The organism is Thiorhodococcus drewsii AZ1 (genome assembly GCF_000224065.1).
Classification (GTDB): Bacteria; Pseudomonadota; Gammaproteobacteria; order Chromatiales; family Chromatiaceae; genus Imhoffiella; species Imhoffiella drewsii.
In genome coordinates, this window is the sequence record NZ_AFWT01000004.1 from 83,106 (window position 1) to 100,083 (window position 16,978).

14 protein-coding genes and 1 riboswitch are annotated in these 16,978 nt (G+C 61.7%); of the genes, 9 read left to right on the forward strand and 5 right to left on the reverse strand.

What is annotated here, in order from left to right; translation table 11 throughout:
- The first annotated feature begins 13 nt into the window (after positions 1–13).
- Positions 14–892, forward strand: a complete 879-nt coding sequence (locus THIDRDRAFT_RS03825) for a carotenoid 1,2-hydratase (RefSeq protein ID WP_007039487.1) — start codon at positions 14–16, stop codon at positions 890–892.
- A gap of 35 nt (positions 893–927) precedes the next feature.
- Here THIDRDRAFT_RS03825 and THIDRDRAFT_RS03830 read toward each other — a convergent pair whose 3' ends face one another.
- Complete coding sequence (locus THIDRDRAFT_RS03830; RefSeq protein ID WP_007039488.1) at positions 928–2,727, reverse strand: ABCB family ABC transporter ATP-binding protein/permease; 1,800 nt, start codon at positions 2,725–2,727, stop codon at positions 928–930.
- A 122-nt stretch (positions 2,728–2,849) separates the two neighbouring features.
- Here THIDRDRAFT_RS03830 and THIDRDRAFT_RS03835 point away from each other — a divergent pair, with 122 nt between their 5' ends.
- Both THIDRDRAFT_RS03835 and THIDRDRAFT_RS03840 read left to right on the forward strand, forming a co-directional pair.
- Complete coding sequence (locus THIDRDRAFT_RS03835; protein ID WP_007039489.1) at positions 2,850–3,203, forward strand: S24 family peptidase; 354 nt, start codon at positions 2,850–2,852, stop codon at positions 3,201–3,203.
- 42 nt (positions 3,204–3,245) lie between these two features.
- Positions 3,246–3,890 carry a hypothetical protein gene (locus THIDRDRAFT_RS03840; RefSeq protein WP_007039490.1) on the forward strand — a complete coding sequence of 215 codons (645 nt, stop codon included), beginning with the start codon at positions 3,246–3,248 and terminating at the stop codon, positions 3,888–3,890.
- A gap of 209 nt (positions 3,891–4,099) precedes the next feature.
- On the opposite strand, the gene THIDRDRAFT_RS03845 is transcribed toward THIDRDRAFT_RS03840, so the two are convergent.
- Positions 4,100–4,564, reverse strand: coding sequence for a CBS domain-containing protein (locus THIDRDRAFT_RS03845; protein WP_007039491.1), 465 nt, complete (start codon positions 4,562–4,564; stop codon positions 4,100–4,102).
- Between the two features lie 545 nt (positions 4,565–5,109).
- Between THIDRDRAFT_RS03845 and THIDRDRAFT_RS03850 the strand changes: the two genes are divergently transcribed.
- The 3 genes from THIDRDRAFT_RS03850 (at position 5,110) to THIDRDRAFT_RS03860 (ending at position 11,255) form a co-directional block, all read left to right on the forward strand.
- Positions 5,110–9,177, forward strand: a complete 4,068-nt coding sequence (locus tag THIDRDRAFT_RS03850; RefSeq protein ID WP_007039492.1) for a ribonucleoside-diphosphate reductase subunit alpha — start codon at positions 5,110–5,112, stop codon at positions 9,175–9,177.
- Between the two features lie 849 nt (positions 9,178–10,026).
- Positions 10,027–10,524, forward strand: coding sequence for a DUF6653 family protein (locus THIDRDRAFT_RS03855; protein ID WP_007039494.1), 498 nt, complete (start codon positions 10,027–10,029; stop codon positions 10,522–10,524).
- Between the two features lie 221 nt (positions 10,525–10,745).
- The gene (locus tag THIDRDRAFT_RS03860) at positions 10,746–11,255 is read left to right on the forward strand and encodes an REP-associated tyrosine transposase (RefSeq protein ID WP_007039495.1); all 510 of its coding nucleotides are present in this window, start codon (positions 10,746–10,748) and stop codon (positions 11,253–11,255) included.
- Between the two features lie 220 nt (positions 11,256–11,475).
- Here THIDRDRAFT_RS03860 and THIDRDRAFT_RS03865 read toward each other — a convergent pair whose 3' ends face one another.
- Positions 11,476–13,041, reverse strand: a complete 1,566-nt coding sequence (locus THIDRDRAFT_RS03865) for a BCCT family transporter (RefSeq protein ID WP_007039496.1) — start codon at positions 13,039–13,041, stop codon at positions 11,476–11,478.
- Positions 13,042–13,506: 465 nt separating this feature from the next.
- Positions 13,507–13,920: a hypothetical protein gene (locus THIDRDRAFT_RS23555; protein WP_007039497.1), complete on the reverse strand. Its 414-nt coding sequence runs from the start codon at positions 13,918–13,920 to the stop codon at positions 13,507–13,509.
- Between the two features lie 301 nt (positions 13,921–14,221).
- On the opposite strand from THIDRDRAFT_RS23555, the gene THIDRDRAFT_RS03875 reads away from it, so the two are divergent.
- The 3 genes from THIDRDRAFT_RS03875 (at position 14,222) to ribB (ending at position 16,030) form a co-directional block, all read left to right on the forward strand.
- Positions 14,222–14,620, forward strand: a complete 399-nt coding sequence (locus tag THIDRDRAFT_RS03875; RefSeq protein ID WP_007039498.1) for a Rap1a/Tai family immunity protein — start codon at positions 14,222–14,224, stop codon at positions 14,618–14,620.
- A gap of 44 nt (positions 14,621–14,664) precedes the next feature.
- Entirely contained in the window at positions 14,665–14,892 is a 228-nt protein-coding gene (locus THIDRDRAFT_RS03880; protein ID WP_007039499.1) for a YMGG-like glycine zipper-containing protein, read from the forward strand.
- A gap of 114 nt (positions 14,893–15,006) precedes the next feature.
- Positions 15,007–15,153: riboswitch (FMN riboswitch) on the forward strand.
- Between the two features lie 112 nt (positions 15,154–15,265).
- On the forward strand, positions 15,266–16,030 hold the full coding sequence (gene ribB, locus THIDRDRAFT_RS03885; RefSeq protein ID WP_007039500.1) for a 3,4-dihydroxy-2-butanone-4-phosphate synthase: 765 nt from the start codon (positions 15,266–15,268) through the stop codon (positions 16,028–16,030).
- Between the two features lie 65 nt (positions 16,031–16,095).
- On the opposite strand, the gene THIDRDRAFT_RS03890 is transcribed toward ribB, so the two are convergent.
- Complete coding sequence (locus THIDRDRAFT_RS03890; protein ID WP_007039501.1) at positions 16,096–16,962, reverse strand: hypothetical protein; 867 nt, start codon at positions 16,960–16,962, stop codon at positions 16,096–16,098.
- Positions 16,963–16,978: the final 16 nt, after the last annotated feature.

The following is a 16,978-nucleotide window of genomic DNA, read 5'->3' on the forward strand; positions in this document are numbered from 1 at the left end:
GTACCTGGACGCCTTGAGCGACGACGGCCAGCACGGACTGACCCTGATCGCGCTCATCGGCAGCGTTTTTTCGCCCTATTACGCCTGGTCGCGCCAGCGTGGTCAGGCCGATCCGCTCGACCATTGCGCAATCAACGTCGCGCTCTACGGGCGCAACGGCAAGCGCTGGGCCATGACCGAACGCGGACGCACATCACTGCACCGCACCGGAGACAGCCTGACGATCGGACCCAGCGCGCTGGCCTGGGACGGCGACGCACTGGTCATCGACGTCGACGAGATCGCAGCGCCCATCCCCGCCCGCATTCGCGGGCGGATCAAGGTCCACCCCGAGGCCATCAACACGCAGGACTTCGCGCTCGACGCAGACGGCCGGCACCGCTGGTGGCCGGTCGGCCCCGTGTCGCGCGTGGAGGTCGAGCTCAAACATCCGAATCTGCGCTGGAGCGGTCCCGGCTATCTGGACTCCAATCGAGGCAGCGAGCCACTGGAGGACGCCTTCCAGGGTTGGGACTGGTCGCGCGCCGAACTCAAGCAGGGCGCGGCCATCCTCTATGACGTGCGTACGCGCGAGGGACGCGGACCCGGTGCCGAGCTGGCGCTACGCTGCGACCATCGCGGCCAACTCGACCGCTTCGACCCACCGCCGCGCGTGCCGTTGCAAACCACCCGCGTCTGGCGCATCGGACGCGGCACCCAGAGCGAGCCAGGGCACGAGACCAGGGTCGTCGACACGCTGGAGGACACCCCCTTCTACGCCCGTTCGGTGATCGAGAGCCAACTGCTCGGCGAGCACGCCACCTCGGTCCACGAAAGCCTCTGTCTCGACCGCTTCAGCTCGACCTGGGTCAGAACGCTGCTACCCTTCCGCATGCCCCGCATCGCCCGCTGAGATCCGCGTCGTCAGGCCGAACGGCCTGACGACAGCTAACGCTCGTCCGTGTCCGCGCCCTCGCGCTGCTGCAACTCCCACATAGAGGCATAGAGTCCGCCGCCCTCGAGCAGCACGCGATGCGTGCCCTGCTCGCGAATACGTCCCTGCTCCATGACCAGGATCCGGTCGGCGTCGACCACGGTCGACAATCGGTGGGCGATGATGAGGGTGGTGTGATTCTCGGCCACCTCGGACAGGGTCTGCTGGATCGCCTGTTCGGTACGACTGTCGAGCGATGAGGTCGCCTCGTCGAAGACCAGGATGCGCGGCTGCTTGAGGATGGCCCGAGCGATCGCGACCCTCTGCTTCTCGCCACCCGAGAGCTTGAGCCCGCGCTCGCCGACGACCGTATCCCAACCGTCCGGCAGGCTCTCGATGAAGGTGCGGATATGGGCCATCTCGGCGGCGCGCTCGATCTCGGCGCGGCTCGCGTCGGGACGACCGTAGACCAGGTTGTAATAGATGCTGTCGTTGAAGAGCACCGTATCCTGGGGAACGATGCCGATCGCCGCACGCAGGCTCTCCTGGCTGACCTCGCGCACGTCCTGTCCGTCGATGAGAATGCGCCCGGCACTCACGTCGTAGAAGCGGAACAGCAGACGCGACAAGGTCGACTTGCCCGCCCCGCTGTGCCCGACCACGGCCAGGGTCTGACCGGGCTCGATGGAGAAATCCAGATCATGCAGAATCTGGCGTTCGGGCTGGTAATGGAAATCCACATGCTCGAAGCGGATGCCGCCCTCGCGCAACGCCAGGGATGGAGCCTCGGGCCGGTCCTGGATCTCGGGCTTGCGATCCAGCAACTTGAAGATGAGGTCCATGTCGGCCAGTGCGTATTTGATCTGGCGATAGACGATCCCGAGGAAGCCGAGCGGGATGAAGAGCTGGAGCATGAGGGCGTTGACCAGCACCAGATCGCCGATGCTCATGGTGCCCGAGACCACCCCATGAGAGGCGAACGCCATGATGATGGTTACACCGACCGCGATGATGGCACCTTGACCGAAATTGAGCACCGACATGGAGGTTTGGCTGGCAACCGCCATCTCTTCCCATTCGGCCAGGGTATCGTCGTAGCGACTGAGTTCGAGCCGCTCGTTACCGAAATATTTGACCGTCTCGTAGTTGAGGAGACTGTCGAAGGCCTGGGTGTTGGCCTGCGAATCCAGACGGTTCATCCGGTGCCGGTATTCCATCCGCCACTCGGTAATGGCGAAGGTGAAGGCGAAATAGACCGCCACCGTACCGAAGGTCACCAGCGCGAACGAGAGCGCGTAATGGCTGAGCATGATGATCGCCACCAGCGAGAACTCGACCAGCACCGGCAACACGCTGAACACCAGATAGTTCATGATGGTCGAGACTGAGCGCGTGCCACGCTCCAGGTCGCGGCTGACCGCCCCGCTCTGGCGTTCCAGGTGATAGCGTAGCGAGAGACGATGCAGATGTTCCAGCACTCGGGTCGAGAGTCGGCGCATGGCGCGATAGCGCACCCGCGCGAAAACCACGTCGCGCAACTCATTGAAGAGCGAGGCGCTGAGCTTGAGCGCGCCATAGGCCAAGAGCAGGCTGACGGGCAGAACCAACATCTGCCGAGACGGATTCTGGAAGGCGTCGACGATGTCCTTCAGAATGAGCGGAACGCCGACATTGGCGGTCTTGGCCAACACCAGGCAGCCGATCGCGAGCGCGGCGCGACCGCGAAACTCCCACAGATAGGGCAGCATGCCGCGCAGGTTGTACCAATCGCGACGGTTCCCGTGGACCCGCTCGGTCGCGAAGACCCGGTTCATCTGACCTTGTGTTTTCATGCCCTGAGTATCATGCCCCTGTCGATTCGATCATGTCGCCAAGCGCGCGCCAAGAGCCGACGCGTCGCCTTCGCGGCAACGAGAAATATTAAAGAGGACGAATGATGTCAGATCCTTCCCTGGACAGCACGGGTTGTGCCCTACAGGAACCCTATGCACTGCAGGTGCTGGGCGATGAAATGGAGCCGGAGTTCCCGGATCGCTGCATCGTCATCATCGAGCCGAGCGACAGCTGCCACCACGGGCACTACGTCTTCGCCGAGGTGGAAGGCGTGCGCTGGTTTCGACAGTATCTGGAAGAGACGCCCGGATCCGCACGCCTGGTCGCGCTGAATCCGCTCTACCCCGAGATCGAGCTACAAGGGCTGGAATGGTCGGTCCTTGGGCGCATCATCCAGCGCAACGTGAGACGCAAAATCAAGCATTACGATTATTCTCAGACACCCGAAACATCCTGAGCGGAGGCCGATCGCCACCCGCCACTCTCAACGAGGCCACGCATGGATATCGAAACCCTATACGAAGCGGTCGAGCTGGTACGCAAGAGCGGATATCACGGCAACGCCAGGGAGACGACATTCATGCGCACCTATCCCCTGCTGCTGACGACGGCCGCCCAAGCACCGAGCGACAGTCCGGTCGAGAGCTTCCTGCGCGTGGCGACGCTCGCCTACGGCTGGATGCCGCGCTCGCTCTGTATCGACGCCAACCATCTCGACCAGGCCGCGGAGGCCTGCGTGAGCGCGCGCCAGGACGGCACCTCGATCTCGCTCGACTGTATCGAGCCCGTCGCCGCCTGCCTCGGATCCCTGGTCGGAGCCGCCAGGGTGCTGCATCTCTTCAGCCCCTCGGTCTTTCCGCTCTGGGGCCCCAGAGTCGAACGCTTCCGACTCGGCGACATCCCGTCCAACTACCACATGACCCAGTCCCGCAACTATCTGGCCTTCATCGACGAGGTCCAGAGCATCGCCTCCCACCCGCTGTTTCTGACCTTCCACCACGAATACTGCACCGCCTTTCAGGCCAAGCTGCAACGGCTGCAAATCCCGGCCTATCCGCTCACCCAGCCCAGAGTGATCGAATCGGCGGCCTGCGAGCTGGCGCCGCCGATGGAGGATCAACGCACCGGCGGCTGGACCCTATAGCCCGGCGCCGAAGACGTTTACTCCAACGCATGAAGGCCGGGAAAAGATCCCGGCCTTCATTCCCGCTCGGACGTCCAGCGACGTCCATTTAAGGAATCGTCCAACAACCGATTCCCGATTTTCGTAGGTGCGACTGTATTCGCATCGACATCAAGCCGCCCTGTTTCTGAAACGTCTGCAGCACCGAGAGACACCCATTCAGCCAACCCTCAAGCGGCCTTGAGCATCCCACGGACATTGGCATGGAAGATGGACTTATGGACATCGCCCAGACTCAGCATGCCGACAAGCCGCCCCTCCTCCGTCACCGGGATACGACGAAAGTTGTGCCGGACCATCTCGGTCGCGGCACGCAGCAGATGCATCTCGGGACCGACCGAAATCGGATTACGCGTCATCAACTCCTCGGCCGGCAGGTCGAGAATGTCGGAATAGCGCGCCATCTCACGATCCAAATCCACATGATGCATGCCCTCGGACATCAGGTCCTCCAACTTGGGGAACAGACAATGCAGCACATCCTTCTCTGCGATCACCCCAATCAAACGATTTTCCTCGTCGACCACGGGCAGACCATGGAAACGATAGAGGCACATCAATGAAGCGACCTCGGCGATCTTGGCATTGGGCGCAACGGCTCGAACCGAACGGCTCATGGCATCTTTGACTTTCATCTCACGCATCCTCCTCTCATCGTTGTGTCGTCATGATCCACCTCTGTCTATATTCAAGCTCAGGCAGGCGGATGCGATTCAGTATAGTCGGCGCAACTGTGAAAACGTTGAGTGCACACCCAACACCCCCAAGGCCCGGCGCCCTCACAGAAACCCTCCAGGCGTAAAGACCACCGCTCGCCCCTTCAAGCTCAAGCTTCATTCAGCTCCGCTCCGCGACCGGCAGTGGACATCGCCCGCCTCCGGTAGTCACGTCAAACCGAAATGGCCCGATCGCGGATGAGCCGCACTCGCTCGGCCCGAGCGACGCTTCCTCGCCGAACGCCGCGTAGCGCCAGCAACGGCGCGGCACCCGCCGATTTATCCACAAACCTCCCACAGACAGACCACACCTGAGACGCCCAAATATCACAACATCTAGTGGTTGACTCATAATTCATCGCGTATATATTGACGCCATTCCAGGCCCAGCGCGCGCCTGCCGACGCCCGCGTATCTCGCCCGACACAGGCCGAGAAACCCAGACCAAACCACCAGGAGGAGCCATGTCCGCCACCCAAACGCCGCCCGCGAACCCGATCCAGAACGTCACCAGCATCGCCAAGAACGAGGCGCAAAACGACGCGGGGATCGAGATCGCCGCGCATGCCCCCGGCACGGTGCAGGTCATCCGGCGCAACGGCAAGGTCACCCATTTCGATCCCAACAAGATCATGGTCGCCATGACCAAGGCCTTCCTGGCCGTTGAGGGCAACTCGGCTGTCGCCTCCAGCCGCGTCCACGATCGTGTACGCGAACTGAGCGAACAGGTAACAGCGGCCCTGACCCGTCGCCTGCCCGGCGGCGGCACCGTGCACATCGAGGACATCCAGGATCAGGTCGAATTGGCACTGATGCGCGCCGGGGAGCACAAGGTCGCGCGCGACTACGTCCTCTACCGCGAGTCCCGCGCCCGCGAGCGCGCCGAGAAGACCGCCGCGACCGCCGAGGTCCAGGAGACCACCACACTCAACGTCACCCTGGACGACGGCAGTACCCGCCCGCTGGATGTCGAGCGCATGGCTCGGCTGGTCGACGAGGCCTGTCGCGACCTGGACGCCGTCGACGCCCCGGCCATCCTCGCCGAAACCCTGCGCAATCTCTTCGACGGCGTGCGCGAGACCGACGTGCGCCAGGCGCTGGTCATGTCCGCACGCACCCTGATCGAACGCGAGCCCAACTACAGCCAGGTCGCCGCCCGGCTGCTGCTCGACATCCTGCGCCGCGAGGCACTCGGCTTCCTCGACATGGCCGCCGGCGTCGAGACCCAGGCCGACCTGGCAGAACGCTACTCCGATTATTTCGCCGCCTACATCAAGCGTGCCGGCGATCTGGAGCACCTGGACCACCAGCTCGCCCGCTACGACCTCAAACGGCTCGGTGCCGCGCTCAAGCCCGAACGCGACCTCCAGTTCACCTATCTGGGCCTGCAGACACTCTACGACCGCTACTTCATCCACACCGCCGAGGGCATTCGCTTCGAGCTGCCACAGGCCTTCTTCATGCGCGTCGCCATGGGGCTCGCCATCAACGAGATCGACCGCGAAGAGCGCGCCATCGAGTTCTACGAGCTGCTCTCCAGCTTCGACTTCATGTGCTCCACGCCGACCCTGTTCAACTCAGGCAGCCTGCGCCCCCAGCTCAGCTCCTGCTTCCTAACCAGCGTCCCGGACGACCTCGACGGCATCTACAGCGCCATCAAGGACAACGCGCTCCTGTCCAAATTCGCCGGCGGACTCGGCAACGACTGGAGCCGGGTGCGCGGCATGGGCGCGCATATCAAGGGGACCAACGGCAAGAGTCAGGGGGTGGTGCCCTTCTTGAAAGTCGCGAACGACACGGCAGTCGCCGTCAACCAATGCTTCGCGCCCGAAACCACCGTTTTCACGGCCGACGGCCCCAAACCTATTGAGGACGTGAAGGTCGGCGACCTGGTGCTCGGCCAGCGTGGACGCTATCGCGAGGTGACCGAGCACTTCGTCTACGACCAGAAGGACGCGCCCATGGTCCAGGTCGCCGTCAAACACTCAATCAACGACCTCAAGGTCACCGCCGGCCATCCCTTCTGGGCGATCCGGGGCGTACCGATGGAGCAGAGCATCGAGCGCACCCTGAGCCAGATCGAGCATGCGCGCTTCAAGCCAGACTGGATCGATGCCGGCCAGCTCGCGCGCGGCGACTATGTGGCGCAGGTGATTCCATCCGAGGTCGTGCCGGTTGACGGCCTCAGCGAGGACGATGCCCGCCTCTACGGCATTTTGCTGGGCGATGGACACCTGACGCGAGGCCGCGAATTCGGCGTCTCGGGCAACCCCAGCGCAGACGCCAGCCATCTCCAGTTCGTCCGCAACTACCTGACCGAGCGCGGCATCCACTTCTGGGAGAACGGTCGCGACGCAACCTATCTGCAGATCAAGTGGAGCGTCGGCCTGGGTCTGGCGCGCTGCGCCACCACCGGCCAGTACGTTGGATTGGATCAGGCACACCTGCCCTTCAGCTACGAGGATCTGTACGACGCGCAAGGCAACAAGCGCATCGCGCGGCGCTTCAGCCATCTGCCGCACAACCAAACACTGGCGCTGGTCCAGGGTCTGCTAGAGACCGACGGCGGCATCTCGCGCGGCAAGGAAATCTATTTCACCTCCACCTCCGCACCGCTGGCCGAGGGTCTGCGCTACCAGTTGCTGCGCCTCGGCATCCCCTGTGCAGGGCAGTACCGCGCGCGCGACAACGCACACCAGGGCACCCGCAGCGACGGCTCCGTCGTCTCCTTCACCGGCACCACCCGCGCCTTCGACCTGCGCATCCCCGCCACGCCCCAGATCGCCGATCTCATGGGCGTCCCGGCGCTGACCAAGCACAACTGGTTCCGGCTCGGAAACTGGATCTTCACCCGCGTCAAATCGGTCACCGAGATCAAGCCAGTCGCCCAGGTGCACGACCTCAAGGTCGAGGGCGACGAGACCTACATGACCGCCGCCGCACTGGTCCATAACGGCGGAAAAAGGAAGGGCGCCGTCTGTGCCTATCTCGAAACCTGGCACATCGACATCGAGGAATTCCTCGACCTGCGCAAGAACACCGGCGACGACCGCCGCCGCACCCACGACATGAACACCGCCAACTGGGTGCCGGACCTGTTCATGAAGCGCGTCGCCGAGGAACAGCACTGGACCCTCTTCTCCCCGGACGAGACCCCCGATCTGCACGACCTCATGGGCCAAGACTTCGAACAGGCCTATCTGGCCTACGAGGCGCGCGCCGAGCGCGGCGAGATGAAGGTCAGCAAGCGCATCAAGGCCGTCGACCTCTGGCGCAAGATGCTGGCCATGCTGTTCGAGACGGGGCATCCCTGGATCGCCTTCAAGGATCCCTGCAACCTGCGCTACACCAACCAGCATGTCGGCGTGGTGCACAGCTCTAACTTGTGCACAGAAATTACCTTGCATACCAATGACTTAGAGATCGCAGTCTGCAACCTGGGCTCGATCAACCTGGCTGCGCACGTCACCGACAAGGGGCTCGACACCAAGCGGTTGCAGAAAACCGTGCGCACCGCCATGCGCATGCTCGACAACGTCATCGAGTACAACTTTTACAACGTCCCCCAGGCGCGCAAATCCAACCTGCGTCACCGCCCGGTCGGACTCGGCATCATGGGCTTCCAGGACGCCCTCTACCGGCTGCGCCTGCCCTACTCCAGTCTGGAGGCGGTGCAGTTCGCCGACCAGAGCATGGAATATCTGAGCTACTACGCCATTGAGGCCAGCTCCGAGCTGGCGGGCGAGCGCGGACGCTACCAAAGCTTCGAGGGCTCGCTCTGGAGCCAAGGCATCCTGCCGATCGACTCCATCAAACGACTTGAGGAAGGTCGCGGCGGCTATCTACAGATGGACACCGGAACCACGCTCGACTGGGACAGCCTGCGCGAGCGGGTCAGGAGCGTCGGCATGCGCAACTCCAACTGCATGGCCATCGCCCCGACCGCGACCATCAGCAACATCGTCGGCGTCAGCCAGTCGATCGAGCCGACCTATCAGAACCTCTACGTCAAATCCAACCTCTCGGGCGAGTTCACCGTGGTGAACCCCTTCCTGGTCGCCGACCTCAAGGAACGCGGACTCTGGGACTCGGTCATGGTCAACGACCTCAAATACTACGATGGCTCCGTCCAGCAGATCGACCGCATCCCCGACGAGATCAAGAAACGCTACGCCACCGCCTTCGAGGTCGACGCCCGCTGGCTCATCGAGGCCGGCAGCCGGCGCCAGAAATGGCTCGACCAGGCCCAGAGCCTCAACCTCTACATGCAAGAGCCCAGTGGCAAGAAGCTCGACAACCTCTACAAGCTCGCCTGGGTGCGAGGATTGAAGACCACCTATTACCTGCGGTCCATGGGCGCGACGCATGTCGAGAAGTCGACCATGGCGGATTCGAACAAGGCAAATCGATTGAGTGCGGTTGGTGGGAGTTATATCGCGATGGATAAAAGCACGCCGGATGGAAAGGGAAATGGGGCGGCTGCGCCGAGTGCTTGTTCGATATTGGATCCGGAGTGTGAGGCTTGTCAGTAGCCGAACCCTATTGACAGGTTATCGTTTAATATATTATTTGCGACCAGATGCATGAGAACCTGACCGCAATATAGAAAATACACCCGGAACACAAGAGACTAAAGCGAGAGAAAATTCTATGGAAAAAACCAAAGAAATGCTATTTATGCTTCAGCGCTTTCAAATACTAGCGCTGTTCACTAATTCCGCGACTGAAAAAAACGTCACACCAAGCTATGCCTTTGCATGGTTTGATAGCGTCTACCCTTTCCTCAGCGAAAGCGCCCCGTGGCACAAACCATACGCGGACTGCTTCAAGGTCCAAGAGCCTGAACTAGAAGAATTACACTCATTTCTCTGTGATAAATGGGACGCGAACCAGCCGATCTCATTCTATGACCTTGAAAGTCATTATGGAATTCATGGCTCCAGCAGCCCAGGTCCAGTATGGAGCCGACACAGCCTTCGGAGTGCATGTCGATATATCTACCTGTTGGAAAATAACTTCGATAACGCCTTTTGGACCGCACTATGCAAGAATGGACATTGCCCTATGGAAGCACATAGTATCACCAGTGAATTCGGACCTAAAAACATCTACTTCGAGTAATCCCGCGTAGGGCGCAATAGCGATAGCGTATTGCGCCGCATGGTTTGAAAATGCTCACATCAAAACCCGACCAACGTCGCATGCTGCTCGGATTTCGAGGGTGTTCCTGGTTCCGCCAACCTGATCGACCTGTGCCAATTTCCATTCGGCGCAATACGCTTCGCTATTGCGCCCTACATGGATCAAGGCGAGGCTGACGCGCGTTCTTTCGGCCGCCCCTCCGCTGGAGACGATCGAGCCCCACACGGACAGACTGACACATGACACTCGAACGCAAGATCGCGTCGATCTTCCGGTTGACCGACGAAAACTGGATGCGACACGCCAATCCTCTCAGCGTGTGGAGCCGCTATTCCGTGCTGCCGCTGCTCATGCTGGCGATTTGGAGCCGGACCTGGATCGGCTGGTGGTTTCTCGTTCCAGTTGCCCTATCGATCACCTGGACGCTGATCAATCCGGCGCTGTTTCCAAAACCGGAATCGACCGACGCCTGGGCCTCGAAGGCGGTGCTCGGCGAGCGCCTCTATCTGGATCGCGATCGGGTCGAAATCCCCGACCATCATCGCTCGCCCCTATTCGCCATTCTCAAGACCGTCGCCTTGGTCGGCTTTCTGATCGCCCTCGGGTCGGCACTCGTCTACTCGATCCCTGGCGCCGCCAGTGGCCTAGCGCTGACCTATCTTGCAAAAAGCTGGTTCCTGGACCGGATGGTCTGGCTCTATGAAGATATGCGGCGCAAACGCCGCCTTCATCCATGAACGTTCAGCCCGCGTAGGGCGCAATAGCGATAGCGTATTGCGCCGCATGTTTGGCAAGCGGCTCAGGTGATCGCCACACCAACGCTGCATGCGGCTCGGATTTCGAAGTTGCTCCTGGTTTCGGCAACCTGATCGACCTGTGCCGACTTCCTTTCGGCGCAATACGCTTCGCTATTGCGCCCTACATTTGGCGGAGTGGTTGGCTCGGACACGGAGGAAATATGCCGGACTATCGTCGCGTTCGGGTTCCGGGTGGGACCTATTTCTTCACGGTGAATCTGCTGGAACGCTATCCGAACGATCTGCTGGTCCGGCATATCGATGCGTTGCGCGAATCGGTGCGGCGGGTTCGGGGTCGCTATCCCTTCCATATCGACGTCTGGGTGGTGCTGCCGGATCATCTGCATGCCATCTGGACCCTGCCGGAGGGCGACGACGATTACGCCAATCGCTGGCGAACCATCAAGCAGCATTTTTCGCGTGCGATCGAGCCGACCGAATCTCGCTCGGCAGTGCGGATGCGTCGCGGCGAGCGGGGTATCTGGCAACGACGCTTCTGGGAGCATGCGATTCGCGACGACCGCGATTTCGCGACGCATTGCGACTATGTGCACATCAACCCGGTAAAGCATGGCTATGTGGAACGGACTCGGGATTGGCCGTTTTCGACCTTTTCCCGATTCGTCGAGGCGGGGATCTACTCGGAGGATTGGGCGATCAATCCAACGTAGGGCGCAATAGCGCTAGCGTATTGCGCCGCATGGTTGGCAAGCGATGCGTCTCGATGCTCGACTGACGTCACATGCCTCAGATTTCGAGGTTCTGGTGTCGACAACCTGATCGACCTGCGCCTGCTTCCTTTCGGCGCAATACGCTTCGCTATTGCACCCTACGGTTGGAGCCGCCCGCGTAGCTCAGGCGACGGCGAGACGGCTCCGCTCTCGGATGAGATCAGCCCCCGAGCACGTAGCGCCGCTCGTGGCTCAACCCCATGTAGAGCGCGACACACATGGCGAGCAGCACCAGGGTGAAGGGCAATCCGACGCTGATGGCCGCCGCTTGGAGCGCGCCGAGTGCGTCGGCGCCGCCGCCGAAGAGCAGGGTCGCCGCGATGAGTCCCTCCATGACCGCCCAGAAGATACGCTGCGGAACGGGTGCGTCGAGCTTACCGCCAGCGGTGATGCTGTCGACGACGAGCGAGCCGGAGTCCGAGGAGGTGATGAAGAACACCAGCACCAGGACGATGGCCAGGAAGGAGGTGATGCTCGCCAGAGGCAGGTTGGCCAACATCTGGAACAGCGCCAGTGAAACCTCTGAGATGCCATCGGCCAGCTCGCCGACGCCCGCCTGCATCTGATCGATGCCGAGTCCGCCGAAGGCGCTCATCCAGACGATGGTCACCAGGGTGGGCACCAGCAGGACGGCGGTGATGAACTGGCGCACGGTCCGCCCCTTGGAGACGCGGGCGATGAACATGCCGACGAAGGGCGACCAGGAGATCCACCAGGCCCAGTAGAAGACGGTCCAGCCGTGATAGAACTTTTCGTCGTCGCGTCCGATCCAGCTGCTCAGCGGAATCAGGTTCTCGACATAGTCCATGGCGGTGGTGGCGACACGCCAGAAGATCCCAAATCCGGCACCGACGGCGATGACGAACACCAGCAAAATCAGGGCCAGCAGCATGTTGATGTTGCTCAGCAGTTTGACACCGCCGTCGAGCCCGCGCATCACCGAGATGACAGCGACCGAGGTGACGCCGACGATAATGGCGATCTGAAGGTTGATGGTATTGGGCAGATCGAAGAGATAGTGCAGCCCGCTCGCCGCCTGCTTGGCGCCGAACCCGAGCGAGGTGGCCAACCCGAAGATGGTGGCCATGACGGCGACGATATCGATGACGTGACCGAACCAGCCCCAGGACTTGTCCTTGATGAAGGGGTAGAAGGCCGAGCGGATGGTCAGGGGCAGCCCCTTGTTGTAGGTGAAAAAGGCGAGCGAGAGCCCGACGACCGCATAGATGGCCCAGGGATGCAGCCCCCAGTGGAACATGGTCGCCCCGAGCGCCAGATCGGCCGCCTCTTGAGTCCCCGCTTCCACGTTGAGCGGGGTTCCGTACCAGTCGCTGAAATAGGCCGCCGGCTCGGCGACGCTCCAGAACATGAGTCCAATGCCCATGCCGGCCGCGAACAGCATGGCGAACCAGGACCAGAGCGAGAACTCGGGCTTGGCATCCACGCCGCCCAGACGAATCGAGCCGACTGGCAAGACGATCAGGGCGATGCAGAAGAGCACGAAGATGTTTCCGGCGACCAGAAACAGCCAATCGAAGTTATCGATCGACCAGGCCTTGGAGCCTTCGAATGCCTGCTTGGCCTCGTTGGGAAACACCAGTGTGCCGATGACGAAGGCCAGCACCAGCAGGCTGGAGATAATGAAGACGGGGTTGTGCAGATCCATGCCCCAGGCACGGATGTTGTCCTGTCCGATTTCGTAATCGGTATTGTAACGTTCTGGCATAGGCGTCGACTCCGTTGCGGTCTTGAAGGAAGCGACGCGCGCCCGCGAGGCGAAATCGGGATACGAATCCCTCTCCTGCCCCGACCGGCAATGGATCGACGTCCCCTGCTGCGGAGACCGCCGAAGGCGAGTGATGACCCGAAAAACCTTGGTGCGATCTTGTCTCGGAGCCCGTGCAGAGTTGCCCTGCCCGAGGGCAGCCTTCGCCAGTAGATAACGGACTCGACCTTGAACCGAGACTTGAAACGAAGACGGTCTAGCGGTCAGCAGACCGACCAGAATCGAAGGCACGCGCTGCCGGGCCGCGATCATCAGGCACGAGCGAGCGTCAGTGTTGACTCGACCTTTTCACCCTACAGACTCGAAGCGAGCGCTTCAAGGGCGACGGGGAGGCGAGAGGGGAACGCATGGGTTCGAATGCGGAGAGGACCTCGGCGCATCACCATGCGGCCGAGGCACCCTGAATCATTGACAGCCCGAAACGCAGACCTCGCGGCTATCCACGATTCCGCCGCAGTTGCTGTAGCAGACGCGATAGTCGCCATCGCATTGCGAGGTATTCACCTGCTCGTTGCACGCATAGCTGCTATCCGTGCATTTCGCGCGCTCGGAGTCGCTCTTGGCCGTGCTGATGCAGGCCGTATAGTTGACCATAGCGCTTTGCTGGCAGTTCGATCGATTCTGGGCCGCCCGCCCCTCGGCGTTGGAGCGGCACATCTCGCGCATCGCCAGACATTGATTGAGACACCGCTTGCCCTCGAGATTGCTAGGCGGCGTATAGGTATAGACGGTGCGGTACATGGGTCCACAGGCCGTCAATAGTGGGATCAAGGCGCCCAGAACGAGGGCGGATAGAAGCGGTCGTTCGATCTTAACCATGGTCGATCCTTGGAGTCGGTTGAGGCTGCCCCGCTCGACATGGAGGACGCAGCGAGCGAGCGGCGAAACAAGGGGACATGCCGCCCGTCCCTTAGCCTAAATAAAGGTCTCGACCGGGTAAAGCACACCGCGCCGCGCCGCGTGGCACCGACCCCCACTCCAGATTCACGCAGGGTTCATCCCGAGCATGCACCCAAGTGCCCGATCATGCTATGAATTGGGGGCCGTGATCCAAGCGCGCGGCCGGCTCCCAAGAGATCGCGAGCCGAACCCCATCAACCGATCGAGAGGATTCAGCCACATGTCGAGAAAACCCTTGCTTGTCGCGACCTTGGCCGCGGCGATGACGGTCTTGCTGGGCAGCCAGCCTGCCATCGCGGTCCAGGACGAAGACATCGACTTCGATACCACGGAAGATCTCTATCAGGTGTGCTCGGTCGAGCCCGGCGCACCGGAATACGTCCCCGCCTCCTTCGCATGCCGGGGCTTCATCCACGGAGCCGTGCAATATCACGACGCAGTCACGGACCGTAAGAAGCTGAAACGTTTGATTTGCTATCCGAAGAACGTGACCACCGACGATGGGCGCATGGCATTCGTCGCCTGGGCGAAGAAGAACGCCGGGAATGAGAAACTGATGAACGAAACACCCGTTGTGGGTCTCGTGCGCGCGCTTGCCGAGAAATATCCATGCAAGTAGCGCTCGCGAGCCATCCCCTTTCATCTCATCAGGAGCGTCCAACCATGCCTAAACTCGCCATCCCATTCGCGCTCGCCGCTGTTATCGGTATCGCCGGCTGCGGCACTACCACGGGAGAACGCGCCGGTAGCTCCGCCCTCATGGGCGCGGCCGGCGGCGCACTGATCGGATCGCTGAGCGCAAACGCCGGGGCCGGGGCACTCATCGGAGCCGGTGCTGGAGCGCTCGGGGGCTATCTGTACGATCAGCACAAAAAGGGACACATCGACTGAGTCCAGAGGGGGCGGCGCCGCATGGGCCAACAAGGCGCCGCCCCTGATCGACATTGCCCCGCCGGCCCATGTCTCGTAGTATCAAGGGCGTGCTCCACCCGGAGCACGCCAGTCGCTTATTCTCAGGGCAGGGTGAAATTCCCGACCGGCGGTGATTCCGCGACAGCGGAGCAGCCCGCGAGCGCCTGCCGCAAGGCAGGGTCAGCAGATCCGGTGCGAATCCGGAGCCGACGGTTAGAGTCCGGATGGAAGAGGATAAGGCAGTACCGACAGCGTCCCTTCGGGGACATAGCTCCCTATTGCCCGGTATTTATACCAGCCGTTTCCAAAACGCCCTGATTCTGGCACATCGACAAGCCGGTATCAGAGAGCCATGAATCAGATCGAATCCAACCAGACTCATTCGACGAGTCTCTTGAGCCGTTTCGGCTCACCCCTGGAACGCGTCCAGATCGCGATCGAGCATCTCCGTCAAGGCGGCGGGATCCTTCTGGTCGACGACGAGGATCGCGAGAACGAAGGTGATCTCATCTTCCCCGCCCACACCATCACCGCGCCGCAGATGGCGATGCTTATCCGCGAGTGCAGCGGAATCGTCTGTCTCTGTCTCGACGAGGCACGGATCCAGCAGCTCGAACTGCCGATGATGGTCGAGCACAACACCAGCCAAAACGGGACGGCCTTCACCATCACCATCGAAGCGCGCCACGGCGTGACGACCGGCGTTTCGGCCGCCGATCGAGTAACGACCATTCAGGCGGCGATCGCAGACAATGCGCGACCGGAGGATTTGTCGCACCCAGGGCACGTCTTTCCGCTGCGCGCACGTGCCGGAGGCGTTCTAGCCCGACGCGGTCATACCGAGGGCACGGTCGATCTCATGACGCTCGCGGGATTCGGACCAGCCGGGGTGCTGTGCGAACTGACCAACCCGGACGGCACCATGGCGCGACTGCCGGAGGTGGTCGCGTTCGCCGAACGCCACGAGATGCCGGTGCTGACGATCGAGGACCTGGTCGCCTACCGCCAGGGCCGGCTGGGCCAGCGGTCCGTAGTGACGGCGAAGACATCGGCCGCAAACGCGGATGATTGCGCCGAAGCCGAGCCCGTGGAAATGAATCAGGCCGTCTCAGCCTGATCGGAGTGGTTGGCGGAGGCCGAAACATGCCTCCGCCAACCGAGCAATACCGAAACGCCTCGCGCTCAATCGTGAGCGTGATCCTCATCCTCACTGTCCATGTCGGCCCGCATGAACTCGGCCCAGGATGACAACTTCGCGTAGTCATCCGGCGGATTCAAGGACTCGGGACGGAAATCGGATCTCTGCTCGACCGAGATCACCTCGATTGTTTCGCTCGCCTCGTCGGCAATGGTCGGCGGCACCATCATACCCATCATATCTGCCGCCGCATTGGGCACGATTTTGACGGGGTAACCCTTGGCCACGATGGCGTCGAACGCCTCGGCCATCGGATCGGCGCCACTCTGTTGAGCCCCGAGCTGATGGGTCATGGCATCGATCTCCTCGCGCATCTTGCGTTCCCAACGCCGGAAGGCGTCCAGATCGAACTCCTTCTTGATCGCGGCCTCAAGATTCGAAGAGACCCAAACCGAGCTATAGGGCGTGTCGTTGATCGTAATGAGGTAGGATTCAGCCTCGTAGCCCGCAACCGTCCCCTCTCCGTCACGCTTGAAGCCAACCTTGCCGCGACCCGTGCCCTGGATCATGGCACCGACCATCGCCTGCATCTGCTCCCGCTGCTCGGGGGACAAGGTCGCGATCTGACGCTCGAATTCCGCCTTCAGAGTGGCCATCAGTTCGTCGAGCCCACCCTCGCATGCGCCCTCGAAATAGACGCGTGCCTCGTGGTTCACCATGAGACACCGATCCTGCTTGAGGTCGATGCGATTCATGAGACGCCCGGATTCGACCTCGAAATAGGCACCGTCATGATAGATCCGCGTCTGCGGCTCGCCATCCAGATTCTCGGTGACCACCAGGGCCGCCTCGCTGCTCGCCGACATCAATCCGGCCGCCATAGCTAGCGGCAATAGCCAGTGTCTCGACATGTCATCTCCTCGTTGT